Here is a 24,852-nt window from a genome sequence, read left to right as displayed (position 1 = left end):
GCCACTTGGGGAATGCAGGATAAAGACTGGTTATAATGCGGCCTTCATCCTGACTCGTTCAGAACGTGACAACCTTGTTTTGGCTGACCCTAAATCGACCGATTTGTTGAAGCCAATACTGTTTGGAACCCAGCTCCAGCAATGGAAATCTGAAGCGCCAGAAAAATGGATAATTTATATCCCAAAAGCAGGTATTAATATCTCAGACTATCCTGCAATCGAAGATTGGCTTCGGCCTCATAAGGCAAAGCTCGCAGCTAGAGCTGCCAAGCAGAAATGGTTTGAGCTGCAACAGCCACAACAGAAATATCAAGCCACTTATGAGGGCACCAAGCTAATCTACCGAGACATCGCAAATCGACCCAGTTTTTCAGTCGATACAGGTAATTACATTGACATGACTTGTTTCTGCATACCTGACGCGAGCCACTTTGAGGTGGCGTTACTATCATCTTCTGTTTTGTGGTTTTCATTAATTAGTGAAACGACGGTGGCCAGGGGCGGCTATTTTCGGATGAAATCACAATACTTGGAACCTTTACCCATTCCAGATGCCACTCCCGCTCAAAAAGCCGCCCTTGCCACCCTCGCTGAAACTGCTCAAACCCACGCAGAGGCTCGCTATAGCCTGCAAACCGCTCTGACCCGCCGGATACCCGATCTCTGCCCGCCTGACCGCGAACCCAAGTTGACCAACAAGCTCAAGGAATGGTGGACACTGCCCGATTTTGCCGCCTTCCGCGCCGAGGTGAAGAAGGTGTTCAAGGCCGACATCCCGCTGGCCGAGCGGTCCGACTGGGAGGATTGGATCAACCGCGACCGCGCTGAGATCGCCCGCCTGACCGCTGAGATCGCCCAGGCCGAAGCCCGGATCGACAGCATCGTCTATGACCTGTTCGACCTGACCGAAGACGAAATCGGGCTGCTAGAGGCGGCAATCTAACCGGCGCGCACACAGATTGTTGCCCAAACACAACGCCTGGAGACGCAAGAGAACAATCGAAGAACTCACGCTTGCAATTTGGTAAATTTTCTGTTAAAATGAAAAATGGACCGAACCCTTTATGGGTCGGTCCTTTTCCGTAACCGCAGTGCGATTCGGCTTAACTGTCAAAGGGTATGTCCCATGAAGAGGAACACCCGTCAAGCAAAATCGTACTGCACCAGCGTCATGAAAGGACGTAAATGCAGTATACAATGCAAATTTTTGAGTACGAAGACAACGATCAGTTCCGTGTTATCGACCGTGAAGGAGAGCCTTGGTTCGTTTTGACTGAGGTCTGCAAAAAGATCGGAATTGCGAACCCACGGGATGCCGCGAGCCGTCTTGATGACGATGAGAAGGATGGCGTCGGAATTTCCGACGCCATGGGCAGGGAGCAGAAGACCACCGTCATCAGCGAGTCCGGCCTCTACTCTCTCGTGCTGCGCTCATCCAAGCCAGAAGCAAAGCGTTTTAAGAAATGGATCACCTCAGAAGTCCTTCCGAGCATTCGGAAAACTGGCTCTTATGGTGGTCACGTTCCAGCCTTTATCAAGCGCTACAACGAGAACTGGAACAGGGTCAGCGCGGGTCATTTCTCAGTGATCAACGAACTGGTTGTCAGGTTGTGGGGACGCCTTGAAATGGTCGGCCACATGATGGCGGACCGGGCCCCGAATGGGACACAACTACGCCCCGATACCAGCGTAGGAAAGCTCTTCGCAAAGTGGCTCGACGAGAACCATCCCCGGCTGAGTGGGTCTCACTCGATGTACTCACACAAGACCGATGAGTGGGAAGGCGATGCACGACAGTATCCAAACAGTATGCTGCCGCTATTCATCGAGTTCGTTGATAACGTCTGGATTCCCGAGCATTCGGAGCGTTATTTCAACACTCGCGACCCAGCGGCGCTGCCCCATCTGCCCAAGCTGCTACCAGCGAAGGCAGCTTAAGATCGTTCGCCCCTTTGGGGGCGTCCGCGCGAAGCGCCGGGCCTGTCAGCGGGTGGCCTTCAGGTTGCCCGCCGACAGGTCACCCTGAAACCGCCCACCACCTGGATCACACCAGAACGCAAAAGGCCCCCGCCTGCTGACGGGGGCCTCGATCATTGCAGTGGTGCGGACTGTTACTCGGCTGCCATCCGGTCGGCCTGCGCGGTGCGCTCCATGATGTAGTCCACGGCCTTCTGCGCCTCGGACGCGGCGCGAAAGATCGCACGGTTGTCTTCCTTCATCGCCTCAAGCCAGCCTTCAACATATGCAGCGCTCTGGTCGAATTCGGGCTCCACCCCGATCTGCGCGCAAAGCATGCAGTTGCCAATCTCCGCGACCAGCTCCTCGAAGGCGTATGCCTTACGGTCATTGAACCTGCCCAAGCGGTCCAGCCGCTTTGTCGCGCCTGTCCAGTGGGTCAGCTCATGTGCCAAGGTGCCGTAATATCCTGCGGCTCGGTGGAACGTGCCAATCGGCGGCATGTGGATGCGGTCGGTCTTGATGTTGTAGTAGGCACGCGGCTCTTCGGTGCTGTCGATCTGTGCGCCACTTGTTGCAAAGAACGCTTCCAACGTAGGATCGGCTTTGGTGCCAAGATCACGGGGCGGATCGGGCAGGATGTAGAATTCAGCGGGCAAGCCCTCGATCTGGTCGGCGTTAAACACGCGGTAGGCCTTGGCATAGGGGATCTGGCGTTCCTCGCCGTTCTCGTCCTCGCGCTCAACGGTGCCGTATTTCACGACCGTCGCGGATTTCTCGCCCTTGCGAACATGGCCCCCAAGCTGCTTGGCCTGATTGAACGTCATCCAGCGGGCTGAGCTGTAATCCTTGGCCATCGCTGTCGCCCAAAGCATCAGGATGTTGATGCCCCGATAGGCCTCGCCGTTAAACCGTTCCGGCAGGCTGACCCCACCTCCTCCACCGGTCCACGGCTTGCGCCAGGGCGGCGTCCCCGCCTCGATCTGCGCGACAATCTGATTGGTGACATGGGAATAAACGTCAAACTTCTCTGCGGTCATTTGTGACCCTCCTTTGAGTGACGCGGGCCGGGTCTCTTCCCCTTTCCGCCAATGGGCGGGCCTTCCTGTTCTGATCTTTGGAATGCCCATGCATTCCGAAGGGCAGAGCAGGTAAGGGCAAAGCCCGTCCTGCGGCCTGGCGGGGCCGTGACAACCGGGTGGAGGGCGTGAATTTGGGAGGGAACCGCGCGCCTGCGTGTGGGAGGAACCGGAATTCTCGACCGGAACCGACGCCACCGGCGGCGCTTGCCGGTTTTCTCGGACCCGCCGGGATGGCAGGCGGATCAACAGAATTTGGAAGCTGTCAGGGTTGGGGTGAGCGGGCTTTAGCCCGTCGATCCCCTGCCCTGTCTATCTCTCAAAGCGAGACCGGCACGCTGCCGGGATCACAGGATATTCATACTGCAAATTCTGCTGCCAGAGCGAACATAGGCCCAATCTGTCCAGCATGATGGCTGGCAAAGCTGACTTCCTCAGAAGACCCGTCACATCAAATTGTTCTTTATATGTTCCACGGAAAACCATACAATCTCCAGTAGAGCCAAGCAGGGAGCCAAGATGAAGATCAGGGTCACTCAGTTCATCGAGTTTGCATACGGAGACAAGCGAAAAGACAAGGCAAAGGTCAAAAGTATAATTGGTGACCTCGACTTGCCATATGACCCTGCAAGGGACCGCTACAAGCAATTCCGGGAAGCCATGGCTTCTCTTGAAGATAAAAAGATTTCGACTGAAAAATTCTTGGCGCTGCATTCTAGCGTTTCCGCAAACAAATCTGCCGGATATAAGGTTCTGTGCCAAAATTATCTGGACCTAAAAGAAGATCACGCGCTCATCTGGCAAGGACGCAGCCCGGTAGAAGCAGACATTTCTGGCCTACGTATCACGACAGCTTGGTATCTGCGTACTGAGGCAAACAACCAGAGACGAATTATTTTCCTGCATTTCGGGAAGGAACAACTACCCCGGAAAAAGGAGCGAGGTTTGCTGACTATACTGCGACTTGCGCAACCAGATTCTGCGGGCGTCGGCATTCTCAACATCCAACCAGGAACACTGATAACCGCAACGCGGCTAGATCAAAACGAAGCCGATTATTTGAAGACTCGCGCTGAGAAATTTTTGTATCTTGCCAAGGAGTTGCAGTCAGGCGAGTGAAGAACCACCATTCAACGAATGTCGCATATATCGCGTGGTTCCGATGGCTGGCGGCAGGGTAAAACTACCGGATGAACCTCCGAGAACGCGTAGCAAAGAACATCATTGATCGTCGCAAGAACCTTGGCCTGAGCCAGGAAGACTTGGCGAAACAGGCAGGCCTCAGCCGTGCCTATGTTGGCAAGATCGAGAACGCGCGATTTTCTGTGACCATCGACACGATTGAGAAGATTGCTCATGCTCTGGAGGTTGACGCGGATGTCCTGTTCGAACCCCGATAGCCAGACGCGAGAGCAGCGATCTCTGGCTTGCTTCACTCGACCGAGGCATCCGGCTTCTGATCGAACAGGATCACCCTCCCGTCGCCACTGTCCGGATCGTTGACCAGAACAAACGGCACATCGGCCCCGTCCTTCTCATAGAGACAGCGGTATTTCATCTTGCCGTCGAGCGGATCGCGCACCTGGTCATAGCGGAAGCTGTGCGGGATGCCCTTCTCGATCCAGCCTTCAACACCTGCGGGCGTCACAAGCGATAGCGGCTTTCCGTCCAGCAAGATCGTCTTGCCCACGTTGAACACTTCATACATCCGTTCAGTCTCCTCTGATATGCCATCGGATTGCGTCACAGGCTGTGACCTTCGCCGCGATCCTTGTCCCGCGTGTTTTCATTCTCGTCGTCACCGCGCTCCTGTTCGCGCTCGTCCTCGATCTCCAGCCGCCCGCGCGGCTTGTTCAGCACGTCTTTCAGGCGTTCGTTGACGGACGGCTTCCGCGCCGCGCGTCCTGTCTCCTCGCCCAGATCATACTCGCTGTGACCGTCCAGCTTGTGAACCGCTGCCTGGCCGTCGCGACCGGCGTCCTTTTCCATGATCTCCTTCAGCCGCTCACGCGCATAATTGCGGCCTTCCGGTTTCGGCGTGTCGTCCTGGTCCCGTGACCGGCCCAAGACACGCGCCAGCCGCTCCCGGAAGTCATCCGGGTTTCGGTCGCGGTCGTGATCTTTCGCAGTCGCAGCCCTGAGTGCCGCCAGACCGGCAGAGACGCGGCCCTGCCCGGCCTCGCGCTCGATGCCGTAGGTCTCGCGCGCCAGTTCCAGCCGCGCGCGCATTTCACGGAACGCGGCGCGGGCTTGGCGGGCGGCATGGACCACGGCCCCGCGCTCGGTGACGGGTTTGTATTCCCGTCCCTGGCGCTCGGCCATCGCCTTCGCCCGCCGCTCCATGGAATTGGCCGCTGGCCCCAGCTTCAGCTCGGGGTCGCGGTCCAGCTCCTCGGCGGACAGCTTGTCGCCACGCTCCTGGGCGGCCTCGCGCTGCGCTTCGAGCGACCGGTGATCAACGCGCTCCACCTCCCCTGCCCGCTCCAGCGCGCGGTTCTGCAACTCGGCCCAGAGGCCACGCATCTGCTCGATCTCGACACCACCGGTCTTCGCGGAATCGAGCACGCGAGTCTTGGCGGTGAAGCCTTCTGGTTCCAGCCTGCGAGTGGAGGTCAGAACATGGGCGTGATGATTTCGCTGATCGCCCTCCCGGTGCGGCGCGTGGATCGCCACATCGACGGCCACGCCGTAGCGGCTGACCAGCTCCTGGGCGAAGTCGCGGGTGATCTGCGACCGGTCCTCGGCGCTGATCTCGGAGGGCAGGGCCAGCTCCCACTCGCGGGCGGTGACGGAGTTGCGGCGGGTCTCTCTGGCCTCGACCTCGTTCCAGAGGCGGGACCGATCCGTGGCCCAGTCCGGCGCGTCTTTCGGTGCCAGGATGAAGGTCTCCTCGATCCCCTGCTTGCGGGTGTAATCGTGGACACGACCTTCACGCTGGCACTCGATGCGCTCCCCGACACGGTAGGCCGCGGCTGCCGTGGCAGAGCGTCCGGCGCTGCGTTTGATCGTCTTCACAGAGAGGTGGTAGCTGGCCATGCGCCCTCCCCTCTTCCGTGATGCGAACGATCATCGCGCGCGCCGCTGCTGACCCCGGCCCTTGCCCCAACATGGGCCACCGGGTCAGCCGTCTTTTCCCCGATGGATCGCGCCCTGCCCCGGCGCGCTACGAATGGAAAAGACAGCCCGCCCGAAGCGAGCCTTTGGCTCTCCGAGGCGCGGGCTTGCCAGTGATCTGCCCCCAGATCCCCAGCCTCATGGGGGGCGGGATATGGGGACAGATCACTGGCGGTTTGCCGGAGGCAAACCCGGTTCGGGTCGGCACCGTCAGGTCCGGCGACACGAACCACCCGCAAGGGAGACGCCAGTGGCAGACCGGCCCCCACCGTGGGGCATCGGGCGAGACACTGGTGCGACATTGCGGGACGCGATCCAACTGCCAAAGTTGGCCCTGGAGAGTTTGAGAGGCCGGGAGGGCCTTTCATTCCGGCGCGGTTCGCGTCGGACGGAGTTCGCCATCGGCTGAGGCCCTGCCTCAAGGAGATCGCACGCAAATCTCGGAACCATAGGTGGAGAGTTTGCATAAGTGCGCCCTTGTCCTTTACAGGCCTACGGGTAAGCGCTATCGCTGGTTGTGGCAAGCCTAACCTTTACACCTGCCCTCTTTGAAGTGGATTCCCGAATTGGCCGAGACTGAGCTTGAACGTGCCGAGAAACGCTACGCCCAGGCCAAGGCCCGCCTTCAGGCTCTGAAGAACCGGGAAGCCACCAGACAGCGCAAGCTGGATACACGGCGCAAGGTGATCCTGGGCGGGGCGCTCATGGACCTGGCGGAACGGGATTCCAATGCCGCCGCCATGCTCGACCGGCTGATCCGTAACCTCTCCCGCGAACAGGATCGCAAAGCCTTTGCGGAGTGGGACGCTCCCTCCCCTACCCCAAGCGATGACGGTGCAACCTGATGCGGAGCGTGATGCTCGTCTTCGGGGGTCTGTTCCGCTTCTTCGGTCGGTTGATCTTCACGCCTATCATGCTCGGATGGTTGATCGGAGCGATGGCCTTCGGAGCGATGCTCGGAACGCTTGTGGCCACACCGTTCATCTTCACCTTCTTCGACCAGACGCCCGGCGAAAGCGCCTGGCAATGGCTGGTCTTCGGTCCATTCATGTTCGTGGGTGCTGTCTTCGGGTTCCAGTACTGGCGCATGGCCTCAGGGGCGGATGCGTATTTCGGGCTGACCGGCGACAGCCACGGCTCGGCGCGGTTTGCCAACCGCAAGGAGCTGAAGAAGCTGGAGCGGAGCAAAGGGCAAGACGATGCCGGACTTCTGATCGGACGCAATCCGCACACAGGGCGGCTCTTGCGCTATGACGGCCCGGCGCATCTGATCACCCTCGCCCCGACACGGGCCGGGAAAGGCGTCGGCACCGTGATCCCGAACCTGCTGGCGGCGGAACGCTCGGTCCTGGTGATTGACCCCAAGGGTGAGAACGCGAGGATCGCGGGCGAGGCCCGGCGGCGCTTTGGAACGGTCCATGTCCTTGACCCCTTCGAGGTCAGTGGGCACCCCTCGGCCTGCTATAACCCGCTCGACCGGCTAACACCGCACAGCCTCGATCTGGGCGAGGATGCCGCCTCCCTGACAGAGGCGCTGGTCATGGACCCGCCGGGCCAGGTGACGGAAGCCCACTGGAACGAGGAGGCGAAAGCCATCCTCGGCGGTCTGATCATGTTCTGCGTCTGCCACGAGGACCGCGACCGCCGGTCCCTCGCCACCGTCCGGGAATATCTCACCCTGCCCCCGGAAAAGCTGCGCGCTCTGTTGGAGCTGATGCAGGACAGCGACGAGGCAGGCGGGCTGATCGCCCGCGCCGCCAACCGCTTCCTCGGCAAGGCGGATCGAGAAGCCGCCTCGGTTCTGTCGAACGCACAGCGGCACACCCATTTCCTGGACTCGCCCCGGATCGCGAAGTGTCTGGCGCGCTCGGACTTCGCCTTTTCCGATCTGCGCCATCGGATCACTTCGGTGTTCCTTGTGCTGCCTCCGAACAGGATGGACGCCTACAGCCGCTGGCTGCGCCTTCTGGTCTCTCAGGCCCTTCAGGACATTGCGCGAGACGCTGAGCGGCCTCAGAACGCGTCAGAGGGCCGTTCTGAGCGCCTTACGGCCCCTGCCCTCTTCCTCCTCGATGAATTCGCCGCCCTGGGCCGTCTGGAGGCCGTAGAGCGCGCCATGGGGCTGATGGCGGGCTACGGGCTTCAGCTCTGGCCGATCCTCCAAGACATGAGCCAGCTCAAGGACCTTTACGGCGAACGCGCTGGCACCTTCATCGCCAATGCCGGGGTGCAACAGGTCTTTGGGGTGAATGACTTCGAGACGGCCAAGTGGCTGAGCCAGATGATCGGCCAAGAAACCGCCGGGTTCCAGACTGACAGCTTCAAGCCCGGTGATGGCCCCAGCTTCTCGAACAACCTCACGGGTCGCGATTTGCTGACCCCCGATGAAATCATGCAGCTCCCGCCGAAACGCCAGCTCCTGCGCGTCCAGGGGCAGGCCACCGCCGTCGCGCAAAAACTGCGGTACTACGCCGATCCTGAATTTGCCGGGCTGTTCACGCCCGAAACCCCATAACCCGAAAGCAATCCACCATGTCTGACACGCCTGCCTCCCCTGCCCCGCTCTCGGATGATGATCTGCGCGAAACGCTCGATCTTCTCGCCACGGCTGTCGCCAGCATCTCGGATCGGGTGGATGATCAGACACGGGTGCTCGACCGCGTGAATAAGACGGCGACGGAAGCCCGCTCTGCCGCCTTCGCCGCGCAAAAGCAGACGGACCCGGAACACTATGGCGAGATTGTCGGCGCAACCATCAACGGCAAGATCGGCGACACCCTGACCCGCGTCGGCCAGATGGCCGGTGATCTCCTCCGGGCGTCCAACCACACTCAGGAAGTTCTCAGGAAAGCTGAGGATGCCAGGTCGGACACAATGCGCCAGCTCTGGGAACGGGAACAAAAGCTGGAGCGCTTCAAAAGCCGTCTTCCATGGTTCGGCCTGGGTGCCGTCGTTCTTACTCTTGTCCTGACGGTGACGCTTCCTCGTTTCTTAGCCAGCAACGCATCCATGTGCGCTGTCCTTGGAGCGTCCTGGACCACGACAACCACGGGTGTTGATGCCTGCGTGTTTTATCAGCGGTGAAGTGCTGATGGTGATCGGCTCTGACTGAGAAGCTGGGTGTTATATTTGTGTTAAAATCTGTGTTACGCGTCTTCAGAACCGGCGCAAAGCTTTGAAAAATAATGGTTTTCCCTGAGTTCTGGTAACTAATAACACGAATCCCGGTAACTGAAATCCTGCTTTTGGTAACTGATAACACGAATCTTGACTGCGGTAACTAAAACCACGAATGTCGACTCATGGTAACTGATAACACGAATACTCTCGCCCCGCTCCTGCCGGATCGCCATCCGCAGCATGATCTGTTCATTTGTGATGTGGCGGACGCTGTCCTGAAGGACGTGATGCAGCACATGGAGCATCCGTTTTATTCCCTCTCAAAGAAGCCTGAGACGACGATCAAACGCTATGAGAATGGCGATAAGTGGCTTCAGATCACGCCGAGCGTGAAAGGCTTGGCGACGATCTATGACAAGGACATTCTGATCTACTGTATCAGCCAGATCATGGCGAAGCTGAAAGAAGGTGAAGCCGTCTCTCCTCGTGTGCGGATCAACTCCAGAGAACTGCTTATCTTCACCAACCGAGGGACAAGTGGCCGGGAATATCAGTCCTTGCTTGATGCCCTTGATCGCCTCGAAGGAACGCGGATTAGGACAAACATCGTCACTGGCGATGAAGAGCAAGTCGATGGTTTTGGACTGATCGACGCGTCGTCGATCCGCCGGAAACATGGCCTCGATGGCCGTCTTCTCTGGTGTGAAGTGAAGCTGTCAGATTGGGTTTTTAACGCAATCCGGAACGAAGAAGTGCTGACTCTCCACCGGGACTACTTCCGCCTGCGCAAGCCCATTGAAAGACGGGTGTACGAGATCGCTCGGAAGCATTGCGGGCAGCAGAAAACCTGGCGCATCACGCTGGCTAAGTTGCTGCTTAAGACTGGGTCGCAAAGCCCACAGAAGCGCTTTCGGCAGATGATCCGGCAACTCGCAGAGCATGACCATTTGCCGGACTACCATGTTACCTTTGAAGATGAAGCTGACATGGTGGTGTTCACTAATCGCGGCACGATGTCCACTGCTCAGCTTGTTGAAGGCAGTATTCCACCGCTGCAGTCTGACACCTACGAAGAAGCGCGCCATGCAGCGCCTGGTTGGGACGTTCGTTTCCTGGAGCGTGAGTGGCGCGGCTGGTGTGTTGAGCCACCCCGCAATGCCGACCGGGCCTTCATCGGGTTCTGCCGAAAGTGGTTTGAGAAGCGAGGCAGGCCCTGAGATTAAAAACCGGTTACAGAAATAAAACCGGTAAGAGATTTAATTCAGGTATTGGATTTAATTCCGGTGTAAGATATACAACCGGTAACAACAAAGCGGCAGGATCGAGCAATGCCCGTCATCGTAATGGCAAGCCCCAAAGGCGGGGTTGGAAAATCAACATGCGCCGTTCTTCTGGCGTCTGAGTTCGCCCGCATGGGCGCGGACGTCACGGTGCTTGACTGTGACCCGAACAAGTCTCTTACCCGGTGGGCATCGCATGGCGCACCTTCTGGTGTGACCCTGAAGGGCGATGTTGGTCGTTCAGAGATCGTTCCAACCATCCGGAGCGCAGACGGTGACGGCAAAATCGTCATTGTGGACCTCGAAGGTGTTGCGTCCCAGCTCGTCAGCCGCGCCATTTCCCAGGCGGACCTGGTGATCGTCCCGATGCAGCCAACAGCGCTCGACGCAGAGATCGGCTCAGAAGCACTGGCATTGGTTCGCGAAGAGGAAGAAGCGCTTGGGCGGTCAATCCGGCATGCGGTGGTGCTGACCAAGACCAGCGCAGCCGTCAAAAGCCGCGTACAGAAGGAACTCGAAGCACAGCTCAGCGGGGCAGGGATCGACGTGATCGAGCCGTCCCTGGTCGCGCGCGCAGCGTTCTCGGAACTGTTCGCCTATGGGGGCGATCTGACAGCGATGATGAATGACCCAGAGATGGTCACAGGCGGCAAGGTAGATAAAGCGTTGGCAAACGCTCAGGCATTCACGGAGGCGGTTTATGAGCGGCTCAAATAGGCTTGCGGGGCTGAAAGCCCGTCCGAAAGGGACGACCGTTGAAGAAGTACGGCGCGTAGATGAAGTTGGCGAAGCGAGAGGCTTTCTGGATCGAACCCCACGAAAGAAGCCGGGCCGCAAACCAAGCCCGCGCACGTACCAGTTACATCCCAAAGTGCTGCCGGAAGTTGGTGAAGCAATCGCTTCTGAGGCTGAAGCGATTGGGATCACACAGGGACAACTCATAGAGCGGATGTGGTCTGCCTATCGCGGCTGAGTAACCATGCAAGCTTTACATTAAAAGCTCGCATGAGGACGCTAGCCTAAAACTCAATAAAACATGGGGAAAGCGCAGCATCTCGCAACATGCCACTTCCGTCATGCAAGGTTTATGGGTATTATATCCATACAACCCTGCAAGGATTTGCACGTGAAAGCAGCGACCGAGACCACCTGGAACAAAGGCCGTGTCGTGGGCAAAAAGCCACCTTTGACGCCTGACCAGGTTTCCCTGATCCGAATGCTCCTGCGCCAGGAAAAAGCCTTGCGTGATCTGGCGCTGTTCAACACCGCCCTCGATACCAGCTTCCGGGGCTCCGATCTGGTGCGGCTGCGGGTGGCAGATGTGGCGACCCCAGCAGGGGTGCGCGAGATCGTCGAAATCCGGCAGAAGAAAACCGAGGCCCGCAATGCGCGCCCGGTCCAGGCGCGATTGTCTTCAGACACGCGCGACAGCCTGCGCGCCTATCTCACCGCCTCTGAAAAGCCGCTGCACGGCTGGCTCTTCACGGGGCAGGGGGCACGATGGTCCAATACCCACCTCAGCGAAAGCCAGCTTTGGCGGCTATTCCGCTCCTGGCTGGAAAAGGCACATCTCGATCCCAGCCTCTACGGCCTGCATTCGCTGCGCCGGACCTTCCCGACCCATATCTACCAGCAGACCGGCAACCTGCGCGCGGCCCAGCTGCTGCTCGGCCATGCCAGCATTGAAAGCACCAAGGAATACATCGGTACCGAACAGGCCGAAGCCCTCGAAATTGCGCGCAAGTATCACCTGTGACGGCTATGCAGACCTATCTTGAGAAACGCCAGCCTGCGCAAAAAATGGCCCGGTTCTACCGGATGGCGGTCATGCCGAACCTGTTCGGCGAATGGACGCTGTACCGCGAATGGGGCCGCATAGGGCAGGGCGGTCAGGTTCGGATGGATTGGTTCGAGGACGAGAACCAGGCCGTCGCGGCTCTGATTACACTGGAAGCCTCCAAGCGTCAGCGCGGCTACTGGGTGGAGCCTCAGCAGCTCGCGATGTTTGGATAACTTTATTAGCCCAGTTTACATCTGAGCGGGATGTCTATATGTCCTTAGGACATATAGACATCCCGCTCGAACCTAGTCACGCTTTTATTTGCTTGGGGTCTGTTACGGCTGAGTGCAGGATCGTACGTTAACGCGCCACAGCCCCCGTTTTGAGCCCTGTGGTCGCTTTCGTTATGGCGATGAGCGTGGTGCGCCCGTTTGTTGGCCGTGAAGGTGGCAAGAAATAGGGGTGATTACTTCACAACTTTGCCCCGGTTTGCCGCCGCCACCGGTATTCGCCGGTGAGCAGGATGTGAGCCCATCCAAGCGGCGAGATATGCGCAAGAAGAGCGGGGTCGCAATTCAACCCGGCCCGCTGCCGCGCGGCTACAGCCTGACCGAGGTGCTTGGTGTTCCAATAGATGATGATGGCGGCGAGGAGGTTGAGGCCAGCCATGCGGTAGTGCTGCCCTTCGGTGGTGCGATCCCGGATTTCACCCTGTCGCCCGATGCGCAGGGCGTTTTTCAGGGCGTGATGGGCCTCACCCTTGTTCAGGCCAATCTGGGCCCGCCGCTGCATGTCGGCATCGAGGAGCCATTCGATGATGAAGAGGGTCCGCTCGACGCGGCCGATTTCGCGGAGTGCCAGGGCCAGCTCGTGCTGGCGCGGATAGGCCGCGAACTTCTTGAGCAGCTGACTGGGCGGCATGACGCCCGTCACCATGGTTGCAGCAGACCGCAGCACGCCGGGCCAGTTCTGGACGACAAGGCCCTCGCGGATCTTGCCGCCGATCAGGCTGCGCAATTCGTTTGGCGCTGACGCCGGGTCGAAGAGGTAGAGCCGTCTGGATGGCAGGTCGCGGATACGCGGGATGAACCGGAACCCGAGCAGCGACGTCACGGCAAAGACGTGATCGGTGAAGCCGCCGGTGTCGGCATATTGCTCTGTGATCTTCCGCCCCGCCTCGTTCATCAACAGCCCGTCCAGGATGTAGGGCGCTTCGCTTACGGTGGCGGGAATGTTCTGGGTGGCGAACGGACCGAACTGATCGGAGACATGAGTGTAGGCTTTCAGCCCCGGCGCATTGCCATATTTTGCGTTGATTAGATTCATCGCCTCGCCCTGACGCGCCGCCGGGAAGAACTGTCCATCACTGGATGCGGTTGTGCTTACGCCCCAGAACTTTGCCATCGGCAATCTGGATTGTGCGTCTATGACTGTCGCCAGTGCCCGGTTGATGGCGTCGCTTTCGATGTGCCAGCGGGACAGGCGTGACAGTTGTAGGTAATCATGGGTGTTGCTGGCTTCGGCCATCTTACTCAGGCCAAGATTCAGCCCTTCCGCCAGCAGAACGTTCAGCAGCCCAATCCTGTCCTTACAAGGGGCACCTGTTCGCAGATGGGTAAAGGCGTCTGTGAATCCAGTGGCTTCATCCACTTCCAGAAGCAGATCGGTGATGCGGATATCTGGAAGTTGCCGATAGAGATCGAGGACGAGCTCTTCCGCCTCGTCAGGTACGGCAGTTGTCAACCGCTCGATCTTGAGTGTGCCATTCTCGATAGACCCGCCGGGGATGGCTCCGTGCCTGGCGGCACGCGCTAAACGGTTCAGGCTGTCGGTGATCCGCACCTTTCGATCTGAAAGCCAAGTGGCCGGATCAAGAGGCATGGTCAATGTGGGGATGGCAGAAACAGCTGAGATTGGCACAAGAGCCTGTTTCAAATCAGCGTAGCGCCTTGAATGCCCCAGCCAGATATCTCCGGAACGGAAGGCATCGCGCAGATGAAACAGCACTGCAACCTCCCAGAGGCGATGGTCATCCTCCGGCTGAGCTTTAAGGTGCCGATGCCATTTCGAGCCGCGCCGCAGGAAGCCAACGGGTCGTTCCTCGGGCCTTTCATCGTCCGCGATCAACGTGCTGGCCTGCAGCAAGGGCGCTGTGACACCCGCCGCCTGGATATCCAACGCGCGCAACATGCGCGGGGCATAGCGCCGGAACCGGCGATGTCCTTGCACGACATGAGCAAGCGGGTCTGCTACCATGGTGTTGGTCAATTGCGCCGACGTGGCAACCAGCTCCTCCAGGACCGACCATCCAGGTGTGTCCGAAACGGCGGTTTCGAGGGATACACCATCGCTATGTGCGGCGAGCAAGACGGTTCCCAACTCGGTGAAGGAGCGCAGGGTTTGCTGGACAGCGGCCTTTGCGTCGTCAACGCGGACATCACACAACCTCTTGGCATCGCGCCATGTCTTTCCAACGATCCGATCATGGGTTTCGACAACGGCATCAGCGATAGTCGCCTGCCATTCCACTACACAGACCGCCAGAATGGCCAGCCGCCGGTCACTGGAAATGTCCCGTAATCCGTCTGCAAAATACCGTTCACCCTGTCTGCGCAATCGAGCGATCCGATGAGGCGGAACCCCGTCCAGAGTTTCGGTCGGAATACCAAGCGCCTGCAAAAGCTCCAGCCGATCCAGAAGGCGACTGGCCCCGGCCGAGTTCTTTCCGACCTCAAACTGACGCAGCCAGACAAATCGGCTGATCCGCTCATCGACCAGTTCCGTTAGCAATGAATCCAGTTGGGCTTGCTTGGTTTCACCGAGACGTTTCGCAATACGGCTGTCGATCTTCCGTTCTGCGGCAACCAGGGCATCAGCGCAAAGCCGTTCGACAACGGAGACACCGGGCAGGATTGTTTGCGACTGGCGGCATTGCTCCACGAGCCGCCGAGCCAAATCCAAATTTGATCGTGCTGTTTCCGCTTCCCGTACCAACCATGTTTTCAGATCACGTGCCCCCTGACCCGAGAACATCTTGTAGCCGTAAATCTCTCGCAGATCGGCAAGGTGTTCGCGTCGGGTTTCGGCCCGGTGCGCGTATTCCGTCAAGTCTTCAGGCGCTATGCCCAACTGTGTCGCCAGAAACTCTGTAATCTCGGATGGAATGATTTCCCCCGGCTGCAACAGCCGACCCGGATAGCGAAAGACACAAAGTTGCAACGCAAACCCAAAACGGTTGTGTGCCCGGCGGCGGGATCGAATGTGTTCGATGTCATCATCGGCCAGCGTGTAGTGCCGCAGCAAGGTCTCTTCATTGGTTGGAAGATCAAACAGCGCCGCCCGCTGTCGGTCGCTCAAAATCTGGCGTCTTGGCAATTCTAATTCCTGATTGAAGGGTAGTGGGCTTGTCCGTAAGAGGATCGGTCAGCGGACGATTTCCCGCCACGACGCCCCTTCAACAAAACTGGCTCAAAGAAAGTCTCATATAGATGGTACGATCAAAATTGCAATGAAGGGACCTTATTCGTACAGTTTGGCCATGAACACCACTCTTATCGGATATGCCCGCTGCTCCACCGACAGCCAGGACCTCACTGCGCAGAAACAAGCGCTGGAAAATCTCGGCGTGGCCCCGGATCGCATTTACACAGATCATGGCTTGACCGGCACCAATCGCGCCCGCCCCGGTCTGGATCAGGCCATTGCCGCTGTGCGGGAAGGCGACACGTTTGTCGTGCCCAAGCTCGACCGGCTGGCCCGCTCCGTGCCAGATGCCCGCGCCATAGCAGACCAGCTCCAGAAGAAAGGGGTAAAGCTTGCCCTCGGCTCATCCGTCTATGACCCGACCGACCCAATGGGAAAGATGTTTTTCAACATCCTCGCCACCTTTGCCGAATTCGAGGCCGATCTGATCAGCATTCGAACCCGAGAAGGCATGGCCATCGCACGCGCCAAAGGTAAACTGCGCGGCAAACAACCCAAGCTATCTGAGAAGCAGCAGCGCGAACTTTGCCGCATGCATGCCACCGGTGAGTACTCCATCAGCGATCTTGCCGAGGTGTTCTCCGTGTCGCGGCCAACGGTGTATCGGACCCTGAAACGGCATCAAACCTGACCTTCACTGCACTGCGTTTGAACCGGTACGATGTAGGGCAAGCCTCGCATTCGTTGAATCTCCACGAATGACTTCGTTTATGGGGGAACTGGTGAGCTAAAGCGCAATTTCACGCGAGAAGAAGAGAGTCAGGGACAATTGAACGGCACAAATGTGCTGGCCATGCCTTCGTTCATCGTCATAATCGTCAGTAGATTGGCCAGCTTAAGCTCATCTTTGGACCGCGGACAGATATTCCCTGGCTCAATGCACCCAGCGTCAATGAATTGTTGGTTTTGTTCCAATAGTTCCGCTCGTATGCCAGAGGTTCCAAGGATACCCAGAGCGTCATTAACGGCGCTTTGGTAAAGCTGGCATTTCTGAACACTCCAACTATCAGCATCACCGATTTGAGCCACCACAAGCCCGGGCAAAGACGCCACCAGCGCGCTTAGAAACGTATGAATGAGCCAACTGTTTTTCATAGTGCAATACCGTTTATCGGGCAGGGACCGCAGATGAGCGGCCCCTGATGTATGCTTTTATCGGGCGTTTATCTCGGCAATCATAGCCTGACCAATCTCTGAAACCACCTGATTGCGTAGCGCGAAATCCGCATCGCTTTCGGTGAGATAGATCGCTGCAAAGTAGTTAACATCCGCCTCTGGTTCGATGAATGCAATGATCGCGCGGGAGCCATTGCCCCCCGCCCCGGTTTTGTCGCCAATCACCCAGCCTTCGGGCAGATGCGCCCGGATCAGCGCATCGGCCACCTGATCGTCAATCATCCACTGGCGCAGCTGTGCCGCAGTCGCGGGTTCCAAAACATCGCCCAGCAGTAACGTTTCCAACGTGTTCAGGATCGCCGAAGGTGTAGACGTATCCCGTGGGTCTCCGGGTGCCGCTTCGTTCAAAGCCGTTTCCCAGCGATCCAGACGTGTGGTCTGATCCCCGATGTCGCGCAGAAAGTTGGTCAGCCCCTCAGGACCACCAACAGTATCGAGCAAGAGATTGCCCGCCGTGTTGTCGCTGAGAGTCACGGTTGCCTCGCAGAGTTCACCGACTGTGAGGCCATTATCCAGATGTTGCTCTGTCACAGGGGAATAGGCAACCAGATCGCCTTCGGCATAGGTTACGCGCCGGTCTAGGTCTTCTTGCCCAGCATCCACACGCGACAGAACCGCACCGCACAGGAGGGATTTGAACGTACTCGACATCGGAAATCTTTCCTCTGCACGCATCGAAATTTCCCAATCTGAGGAGGTGTCACGCAGCACAACCCCGATGCGCGCATTCAATCGCTCCTCCCAGTCGGCGACTGTATTTTGCAGGTCTTGCGCCCACAGGGGGGCCGCATTTCCCGTGATCAAAGCCGCGCTCAGGACTGCCAGAATATATGTCTTCATAGGTCTTGCCTTCTTCTTTCTTGAGGACGCACAATCTCGTCCTTTCAGACACGCTGAAAAGGCAAACCACGAGGGTTTCTGAGATGATTCGTCGGTCGATAACTACGGAACCGCCATTGATGCAGTTCATGAGGGAGGTGCTAGAGCCTTTCCATTCGGTGCGCAAACGACTAAATCTCGAATATCGCATGAGAAAAAGTAATGCCTATGGATCGCCCAAACATCCCCCTCAACGCGCTGCGCAGCTTTGAGGCCGCTGCCCGTCAGGGTAGTTTCACCAATGCCGCCGTAGAACTCTGCGTGACTCAGGCGGCTGTCAGCCATCAAATATTGCGCCTGGAAGACCAGCTTGGTGCGAAGTTGTTTCACCGGACGTCCAAGGGGTTGCTGCTTACTCCGGAAGGCGAGGCGTTGCTACCGGTCCTGACCGCAAGCCTTGATCGCATCAGCGGCGTTTTGGATCGGTTCACGGACGGACGCTATCATGAAACACTGAATGTGGGTGTTGTGACGACATTTGCTGTCGGGTGGCTCACAGAGTACTTGAAGGAATTTGAAACATCCCATCCCGGCATCAGCGTTCGTTTCTTCACCAATAACAATCGGGTCGACATTGCCCGAGAGGGCCTTGATCTGGCGATCCGTTTCGGTGCTGGACGCTGGCCTGGACTGACCGCACAGCCTTTGATGGAAACACCGCTGACACCGATGTGCGCACCCTCTGTGGCGCTAGCACTCAAAGACCCCGAAGCCTTGCTAAACCACAAGCTGCTGCGTTCTTATCGCGCAGATGAATGGCCCATCTGGTTTAGAGAAGCGGGTATGGGGGCACCCCATCTGGAAGGCCCAATTTACGATTCTTCTGTCGCCATGGCGGAATTGGCGGCAAGGGGCGTAGGCGTGGCGCTGCTTCCCTATGCCATGTTTCAGGCTCTGGTATCTGAGGGGCGACTGGTGCGCCCGTTCGATACGGAAGTCACGACCGGACGGTATTGGATCACGCGGCTCTCCAACAAAGAGCCAACCACTGCCGTCGCGGCGTTTGAAGCCTGGATTTGCAATACTGCTCTATAGCTCAGAGTACCACCCCTCACCATGAGCCTAACTACGATGATCTGGTTTTGTAGCACCGCTAAATTGTTACGATCCAAGGTCTGCAGTTGAAACGCTGCTATTCGTTCAACTTGCAGCATTTGGTATTGTGGGATCTTTGGGTGATTTCGCCGCTCGTTGTACCAAGGCTCAGTTCGCTTAACGTACTATCCTGCCCCCTACCGGAGCAGACCCCTGCTTTGGGAACCTCTCTTGACATAACGCCATCCTTACCCTTATGTCCTAAGGACATAAGGGTAAGGATGGCAGATGAATTTTACCGAAGGCCTCGAAAAGGCTATAAATGACAAGGACTTGCCAGTCGTAACCTTCTACAAATTCTTCGTTCTGGGCTACCATCTGTTTCACAAAAAGGCGCTGAACGGCGAGCCGTTGAAGCGCTTACCGCACGGCTGGGATCAGACACGCGCCAAAAATGCGCTACGACGCCTTGAGGCACGGAAGGTGCTTGTCATGGACTCCGACTTCCGCTCGGGTGTGTGGCGTGTAACGCAATCAACGAGAGCAGGATCGGCGGAAGAGGTCGCCTGCATCGCTGATCCTTTCGCCTACGTCTCGCATCTATCTGCCATGCAGCGCTATGGGCTTACGGATCGCAGCCCACAGGCGCTACATCTGACAACCCCCAAAAGACCCCTGTGGAAAGCACTCCGAAAGGAGCGTCTTCGTGAAGACCTGCCCGATCTCGACCAGATTGAAGCGCCCGTTCTCAACAGGTCCGGCTTCAAGGATACGATCCGTCGCCGCCCGATGGTGGTGCATGTATCAAGCCACCCTTGGACACCTGCACCTGTGAGTGGTGAGGAAACGCGGATCACCTCGATTGGCCAAACCTTTGCTGATATGCTTTCTGAACCGCAGCTTTGTGGGGGCATGCGCCATGTTCTCGATGTCTGGGAAAATGAGGCGGATCAGTGGGTGCCCGAAATTATTGCCGCAATTGATCTCCTCGACAGTAAGATCGCAAAAGTTCGCGCAGGCTATATTCTGTCTGAAGTCATGGACATAGATGATCCGGCGCTGCACAAATGGGAGCAGTTTGCTCAACGGGGCGGATCACGCAAACTCGATCCTGACGCCGAATATGCCCCTGAATTCTCAGAACGCTGGATGATTTCAATCAATGTCTGACAATGACCCCCACGCGCAAGATAGAACATTCGACATCGTCGATGTCGATGTTCGTGCATGGGTCGAAACCGCGCGCGCCAACCCAACGCTCTATCGAGATCGCCAGGTTACAGAGATTGTCCTGGGGGCAATTGGTTTGGCCCCTTCATTATCAAAAACGCTCGTTTTGAAAGGTGGGGCGGTCATGGCCCTAGCGTTCAAAAGCAATCGGGTCACCGGGGATGTGGACTTCACCTCGATGGCAGAGCCCGCTGACCTGACGGAAAAGATCACCGCCGAACTGAATGAGATATTGCCTAGCACTGCGATCAAGCTCGGCTATCTCGATCTTATCTGCCGAGTGCAATCGGTTAAGAAGATGCCGCGTGCCGAGAACTTTGAGGATCATGAATTCCCTGCGCTGAAAGTCAAAGTAGGGTCTGCCACACGCGGGACGGCTGAAGCCGCTCGGCTCGCTGACGGCAAGGCAAGCCGGGTTCTTGATGTCGAGATCAGCTTCCGTGATCAGGTCTATGCCTTCCAGGAGCTGAACCTGCACGGGGCCGGTGTGGCGGTACGCGCGTTCACAATTCATGAGCTCATTGCCGAAAAATTCCGCGCTCTGCTTCAACAAATCACCCGCAAGCACAAGCGCAACAGGCGACAGGACGTCTACGACATCGCCTTTCTGATAGATGAGCATGATTTCGGGGATGCTGACAAAACAGCCATCCTGACCACATTTATTGAAAAGTGCCGCAGCCGTGGGATCGAGGTCAAACCGGACTCCATGGATGACCCGGAAATCAAGCAACGCGCCCAGGCCGATTGGGAAACGCTCGCCCTCGAAATTGGTGACCTTCCGCCCTTTGAAGAGCGCTTTGCGCTTATGCGCGATCTCTATGTTTCGCTGCCATGGGGCGGCATCAAGAAAGACCGTTAATTCATGAATTTGTTCAACCGTAAGACCCTGAAGCGCCACATCAAAGCCGATCCGGTCCCGTCAGAGCATCTGGCTGCGCTGGAAGCCTGGGCAGAGTTGATCAGCTCGGGCCGGATTGAACGCCTGAAGGAAACCGCCCTCCATGGGCAGTTCGCCTCCAAGATCGTTGAAGGTGTTCTCGGCTACCATGGCCCAGCCGGTGGCGCGGATTACAACGTCTCAACCGAACAAAATATTCTGCGCGGCAGCGTCGATCTGGCGCTTGGCCGCTTTGGCGGCAAGACGCCTGACATCGTGGCACCATTCGAGCTGAAGGGCGCAGATACCCGCGACCTCGATGCAATCATGCCGGGCCGGAACAAGAGCCCCGTTCAACAGGCGTGGGAATACGCCATGAACGCCCGTGGCGTGAAATGGGTGCTGGTCTCGAACATGATCGAGCTCCGCTTCTACGGCTTCGGAGAAGGCACCTCGGCCTATGAGGAATTCCGCCTCGACCAGCTGACAGACCCGGAAGAATACGCGCGCTTCACACTGCTCTTGTCGGCGGAAAACCTGCTGTCTGGTCGCACGGCTGATCTGTTGAAAGAAAGCCGCCGCGAAGACAAGGACATTACCGACAGCCTGTATCAGGACTACAAGGACCTGCGCCTCAAGCTCCTGAGTGCCGTCCAGAAGGCCGATGCCGCGATCGCGCCCCTTGATGCGATTGCCCTCGCGCAGAAGATCCTCGATCGGGTGTTGTTCATTGCCTTTGCTGAAGACACCGGCCTGCTACCAGACAACACACTGGAAAACGCCTTCGTCGCGCGCGACCCTTACAACCCTCGCCCCGTCTGGGACAATTTCAAGGGTCTGTTCCGCGCCATCGACGAGGGTAACAACGAGCTGAAAATCCCGCGCTACAACGGGGGGCTGTTCCGCGAAGACGCGGTGATCAACGGGCTGATCATACCCGATGACATCTGCGAGGGGTTCAAGACTCTGGGCGGGTATGACTTCGCCTCCGAGGTCTCGGTCACGGTCCTCGGCCACATCTTTGAACAGTCCATCGCGGACGTGGAACGCCTGCAAGCGATCGCCCGCGGTGAAGAGGAAGAGCCCGAGAAAACCACCGGCACAAGCGGGCGGCGCAAGCGTGACGGGGTGGTCTATACCCCCGACTACATCGCGCGCTTCATCGTGGCCGAAACCCTGGGAACGCATCTGCGGGAAATTTTTGAGGACACCTTGCGCGCTCACGCCAAGAAGGGCGCGGATGTCACCGACTACGAAAACATCCCCTGGCGGAAAAAGTCGGCCGAGCTGGAAGCTTGGCAAGCCTATCGCGATCGCCTGAAATCTTTGCGCATTGTCGATCCCGCCTGTGGCTCCGGTGTGTTCCTGATCATGGCCTTCGACTTCATGAAGGCCGAACTGACCCGCGTAAACGACAAGATCAAAGACCTGCTGCCTAAGGCCGAGCATTTTGGCGATCTGCTCGACTATGTCCCCGACAGCGAAATTCTGACCGACAACCTCTTCGGCGTGGACGTGAACGAGGAAAGCATCGAGATCACCAAGCTGTCGCTCTGGATCAAGACCGCCCGGCGCGGCAAGGTTCTCGACAGCCTGTCGGGCAGCATCCGCGTCGGTGACAGCCTGATCGAGGACAGCAACTTCGCCTATCTCGACCACGCCTTCACCTGGGAAACCGCCTTCCCCGGCGTCTTTGCCGAAGGCGGCTTTGACGTGGTCCTGGGCAACCCGCCTTATGTGCGGATGGAATTCCTGAAGCTGCTGAAACCCTATCTGGAAAAGCGCTATGAGGTCGTGTCCGACCGGGCTGATCTCTACTGCTATTTCTACGAACGCGGCCTGCGCTTGCTGAAACCGGGTGGGCGCTTGGGCTACATTTCCTCGAACACTTTCTTCAAGACCGGCTCGGGCAAGCCCCTGCGCGAATACCTTCTGAAAGAGGCGACCATCGAAAGCGTGGTCGATTTTGGCGACCTGCAAGTCTTCGAGGGCGTAACCACCTATCCGGCGATCCTGACCATGAAACGCGGGGCCGCGCCCAAAGGGCATGAGCTGCGCTTTTGGAAGGTGGATGCCCTGCCGGAAAACAACTTCTTGGCCACTTGGGAAGCTGCTGCCGGCCCATATCCACAAACAGCCTTGGGTGCCGGATCGTGGGAACTGGAAAACCCAGCCTTGCGTGCGCTGCGCGCCAAGATACGTAAAGGTCGCAAAACTCTCAAAGAGGTTTATGGCTCGCCGTTTGCAGGTATAAACCCACATTTCCCAAGTAAGGCGCTGATTTCGCTGTCCTGACCATTATATTTCCTATATAAAACATGGTGTTGAAGGCTGCGAGGGGCGCGTTTTATGGATCACCCAGAGGGTGCGGGCTTGCAACGGGCAGATCGGGTGGATTTCGACCCTCGCGTGCGGCTGGAATTTCGCGGCACGCAGCTCAGTTCCGACGGCGGCCTTCTGGTGATGCGCGAGCTTGATGACGCGCTCGGGTTGTCCGATTTGGCGTCAGCGGCGCTGCGCGATACTCGCTCTGGCAAGAACACGGTCCATCGGCTCGACGGCCTGTTCCGGCAATCAGTCTTTGGGCGGCTGGCCGGATACGAGGATGTCAACGACGCCAACCGTCTCGCCTGCGATCCGGTCATGCGCCAAGTTGTCGGCGGCAGAGCGGTCGATGCACAAGCGGCCTCGGCATCGCAGATGGGACGGTTCGAGACCGAGACGCTGGCTCTGGCCGGGAACCGTGCCGCGCTGGCCGACCTGAACGGGCAATGGATCGACCGGTTCCATGACCGTAACGGGCTGAAGTACATCGTTCTGGACATGGACAGCTCGGTCAGCCCGACCCATGGCGACCAGGAAGGGTCCGCCTGGAATGGCCATTTCGACTGTAGCTGCTATCACCCCAACTTTCTGTTCAACCAGTTCGGGATGCTGGAACGCTGCGCCCTGCGCCATGGCAACGTCCACAGCGCCGATGGCTGGCGTGATGTTCTCGACCCCGTCATTGCGCGCTACGCGGAGCGCGACCTTGGTGGCAGGTTCTTCCGGGCCGATGCTGCCTACGCGATCCCGGCGATCTATGAGCGATTGGAAGAAGCGCGGTTCTTCTACGCCATCCGGCTGCCCGCAAACGCGGTCCTCAAGGACAAGATCGCGCATCGGCTAACGCGCCCTGTCGGGCGGCCGTCACTGACCAAGGTCAAGCGGTTCTTCGAGGAATTCGAGTATCAGGCGGCGTCCTGGGACAAGGAACGCCGGGTGATCGCCAAGATCGAATGGCATCCGGGCGAACTGTTCCCGCGTTTCGGCTTCATCGTCACCAACCTGCCGATGGAGCCGGACTGGGTGGTGCGGTTCTACAACCAGCGCGGCACCGCCGAGCAGCACATCAAAGAGGGCAAATACGCCTTTCGCTGGACGCGGCTGTCGTGCCGGAAGTTCCGCGACAATGAGGTGCGGCTGCAACTGCACGCCCTGGCGTACAACCTGGCCACCTTCTTGCGCTGCATCGAGCTGCCCGAGGCCATGGCCGACTGGTCGTTGACCAGCCTGCAACTGAAGCTGATCAAGATCGGGGCACGTGTGGTCCGTCACGCCCGCACCATCACCTTCCAGCTGGCCGAGGTCGCTGTCACCGGCACGATGGTACGCGCCATCCTCGCCGCTATCCGCCGATTGCGAGCGCCACCGCTATGCGCATGATCGCGATCCACGCTCAAACTGAACGAAAGCGGCTGGACAGATCTGTCCGCTGCGCTGAAAAACGCCGCCCCTGGGCAAGGAAACAGCGGCTTCGCGGTCTGATCCGTCCAGATCCAGCAGTCTGCGCGACCGCAG

The 24,852-nt window shown here is 58.2% G+C and carries 24 protein-coding genes; 18 read left to right on the top strand and 6 right to left on the bottom strand.

Translation table 11 applies throughout. The features are described from left to right. A partial coding sequence (locus tag AC2FF8_RS20240; protein ID WP_496880586.1) for a DUF8810 domain-containing protein occupies nt 1-943 on the top strand: 943 nt, incomplete at its 5' end. A gap of 242 nt (nt 944-1,185) precedes the next feature. Next, nucleotides 1,186-1,938 carry a BRO-N domain-containing protein gene (locus tag AC2FF8_RS20235; protein WP_071974167.1) on the top strand — a complete coding sequence of 251 codons (753 nt, stop codon included), beginning with the start codon at nt 1,186-1,188 and terminating at the stop codon, nt 1,936-1,938. A 173-nt stretch (nt 1,939-2,111) separates the two neighbouring features. On the opposite strand, the gene AC2FF8_RS20230 is transcribed toward AC2FF8_RS20235, so the two are convergent. After that, nucleotides 2,112-2,996: an ArdC family protein gene (locus AC2FF8_RS20230; RefSeq protein WP_071974168.1), complete on the bottom strand. Its 885-nt coding sequence runs from the start codon at nt 2,994-2,996 to the stop codon at nt 2,112-2,114. A 558-nt stretch (nt 2,997-3,554) separates the two neighbouring features. On the opposite strand from AC2FF8_RS20230, the gene AC2FF8_RS20225 reads away from it, so the two are divergent. Both AC2FF8_RS20225 and AC2FF8_RS20220 read left to right on the top strand, forming a co-directional pair. Further along, on the top strand, nt 3,555-4,154 hold the full coding sequence (locus AC2FF8_RS20225) for a hypothetical protein (protein ID WP_067267007.1): 600 nt from the start codon (nt 3,555-3,557) through the stop codon (nt 4,152-4,154). 71 nt (nt 4,155-4,225) lie between these two features. Beyond that, nucleotides 4,226-4,435, top strand: a complete 210-nt coding sequence (locus tag AC2FF8_RS20220) for a helix-turn-helix domain-containing protein (protein WP_096873672.1) — start codon at nt 4,226-4,228, stop codon at nt 4,433-4,435. A gap of 32 nt (nt 4,436-4,467) precedes the next feature. On the opposite strand, the gene AC2FF8_RS20215 is transcribed toward AC2FF8_RS20220, so the two are convergent. Both AC2FF8_RS20215 and mobQ read right to left on the bottom strand, forming a co-directional pair. Further along, on the bottom strand, nt 4,468-4,743 hold the full coding sequence (locus AC2FF8_RS20215) for a hypothetical protein (RefSeq protein ID WP_067267003.1): 276 nt from the start codon (nt 4,741-4,743) through the stop codon (nt 4,468-4,470). 35 nt (nt 4,744-4,778) lie between these two features. Further along, on the bottom strand, nt 4,779-6,071 hold the full coding sequence (gene mobQ / locus AC2FF8_RS20210; protein ID WP_067267002.1) for a MobQ family relaxase: 1,293 nt from the start codon (nt 6,069-6,071) through the stop codon (nt 4,779-4,781). A gap of 626 nt (nt 6,072-6,697) precedes the next feature. Here mobQ and AC2FF8_RS20205 point away from each other — a divergent pair. The 8 genes from AC2FF8_RS20205 to AC2FF8_RS20170 all read left to right on the top strand — a co-directional run bounded on the left by AC2FF8_RS20205 (nt 6,698) and on the right by AC2FF8_RS20170 (nt 12,562). Then, nucleotides 6,698-6,994, top strand: coding sequence for a mobilization protein (locus AC2FF8_RS20205; RefSeq protein ID WP_496874117.1), 297 nt, complete (start codon nt 6,698-6,700; stop codon nt 6,992-6,994). Between the two features lie 11 nt (nt 6,995-7,005). After that, entirely contained in the window at nt 7,006-8,664 is a 1,659-nt protein-coding gene (locus AC2FF8_RS20200; protein WP_496874116.1) for a type IV secretory system conjugative DNA transfer family protein, read from the top strand. Between the two features lie 17 nt (nt 8,665-8,681). Beyond that, a complete protein-coding gene (locus tag AC2FF8_RS20195) occupies nt 8,682-9,233 on the top strand; it encodes a hypothetical protein (RefSeq protein ID WP_067266998.1) in 552 nt (183 codons plus the stop codon). 218 nt (nt 9,234-9,451) lie between these two features. Beyond that, nucleotides 9,452-10,486 carry a replication initiator protein A gene (locus AC2FF8_RS20190; RefSeq protein WP_067267019.1) on the top strand — a complete coding sequence of 345 codons (1,035 nt, stop codon included), beginning with the start codon at nt 9,452-9,454 and terminating at the stop codon, nt 10,484-10,486. 111 nt (nt 10,487-10,597) lie between these two features. Then, on the top strand, nt 10,598-11,266 hold the full coding sequence (locus AC2FF8_RS20185; protein WP_067267018.1) for a ParA family protein: 669 nt from the start codon (nt 10,598-10,600) through the stop codon (nt 11,264-11,266). After that, nucleotides 11,250-11,522, top strand: a complete 273-nt coding sequence (locus tag AC2FF8_RS20180; RefSeq protein WP_496874115.1) for a chromosome partitioning protein ParB — start codon at nt 11,250-11,252, stop codon at nt 11,520-11,522. The genes AC2FF8_RS20185 and AC2FF8_RS20180 overlap by 17 nt, the downstream gene beginning before the upstream one ends. 153 nt (nt 11,523-11,675) lie before the next feature. After that, nucleotides 11,676-12,305, top strand: coding sequence for a tyrosine-type recombinase/integrase (locus AC2FF8_RS20175; RefSeq protein ID WP_158524859.1), 630 nt, complete (start codon nt 11,676-11,678; stop codon nt 12,303-12,305). A gap of 5 nt (nt 12,306-12,310) precedes the next feature. Beyond that, nucleotides 12,311-12,562, top strand: a complete 252-nt coding sequence (locus AC2FF8_RS20170; protein ID WP_037275343.1) for a WGR domain-containing protein — start codon at nt 12,311-12,313, stop codon at nt 12,560-12,562. A 238-nt stretch (nt 12,563-12,800) separates the two neighbouring features. Here the strand turns inward: AC2FF8_RS20170 and AC2FF8_RS20165 are convergent, their stop codons facing one another. After that, nucleotides 12,801-15,704: a Tn3 family transposase gene (locus tag AC2FF8_RS20165; RefSeq protein ID WP_496880585.1), complete on the bottom strand. Its 2,904-nt coding sequence runs from the start codon at nt 15,702-15,704 to the stop codon at nt 12,801-12,803. Nucleotides 15,705-15,867: 163 nt separating this feature from the next. On the opposite strand from AC2FF8_RS20165, the gene AC2FF8_RS20160 reads away from it, so the two are divergent. Then, nucleotides 15,868-16,443 (top strand): recombinase family protein, encoded by a 576-nt coding sequence (locus AC2FF8_RS20160; RefSeq protein WP_065335167.1) that lies wholly within the window; start codon nt 15,868-15,870, stop codon nt 16,441-16,443. 128 nt (nt 16,444-16,571) lie between these two features. On the opposite strand, the gene AC2FF8_RS20155 is transcribed toward AC2FF8_RS20160, so the two are convergent. Beyond that, nucleotides 16,572-16,907, bottom strand: coding sequence for a hypothetical protein (locus tag AC2FF8_RS20155; protein ID WP_065335168.1), 336 nt, complete (start codon nt 16,905-16,907; stop codon nt 16,572-16,574). A 57-nt stretch (nt 16,908-16,964) separates the two neighbouring features. Further along, complete coding sequence (gene bla, locus AC2FF8_RS20150; RefSeq protein ID WP_096873667.1) at nt 16,965-17,828, bottom strand: class A beta-lactamase; 864 nt, start codon at nt 17,826-17,828, stop codon at nt 16,965-16,967. A gap of 201 nt (nt 17,829-18,029) precedes the next feature. Here bla and AC2FF8_RS20145 point away from each other — a divergent pair, with 201 nt between their 5' ends. From AC2FF8_RS20145 to AC2FF8_RS20125, 5 genes are all read left to right on the top strand, one after another. After that, nucleotides 18,030-18,902, top strand: a complete 873-nt coding sequence (locus tag AC2FF8_RS20145; protein ID WP_275541835.1) for a LysR family transcriptional regulator — start codon at nt 18,030-18,032, stop codon at nt 18,900-18,902. Between the two features lie 288 nt (nt 18,903-19,190). After that, nucleotides 19,191-20,072, top strand: a complete 882-nt coding sequence (locus tag AC2FF8_RS20140; protein WP_096873669.1) for a type IV toxin-antitoxin system AbiEi family antitoxin domain-containing protein — start codon at nt 19,191-19,193, stop codon at nt 20,070-20,072. Then, nucleotides 20,065-20,994, top strand: a complete 930-nt coding sequence (locus AC2FF8_RS20135) for a nucleotidyl transferase AbiEii/AbiGii toxin family protein (protein WP_071974173.1) — start codon at nt 20,065-20,067, stop codon at nt 20,992-20,994. The genes AC2FF8_RS20140 and AC2FF8_RS20135 overlap by 8 nt, the downstream gene beginning before the upstream one ends. A gap of 3 nt (nt 20,995-20,997) precedes the next feature. Continuing rightward, nucleotides 20,998-23,307 (top strand): Eco57I restriction-modification methylase domain-containing protein, encoded by a 2,310-nt coding sequence (locus AC2FF8_RS20130; RefSeq protein ID WP_496874157.1) that lies wholly within the window; start codon nt 20,998-21,000, stop codon nt 23,305-23,307. A gap of 54 nt (nt 23,308-23,361) precedes the next feature. Next, a complete protein-coding gene (locus AC2FF8_RS20125) occupies nt 23,362-24,717 on the top strand; it encodes an IS1380-like element IS1247 family transposase (protein ID WP_083392702.1) in 1,356 nt (451 codons plus the stop codon). The last annotated feature ends 135 nt before the right edge of the window (nt 24,718-24,852 follow it).

Source organism: Ruegeria sp. YTSA144 (assembly GCF_059610125.1).
Note: the sequence above shows the minus strand (reverse complement) of the source record. Positions and strands in the feature narration are given on the sequence as shown.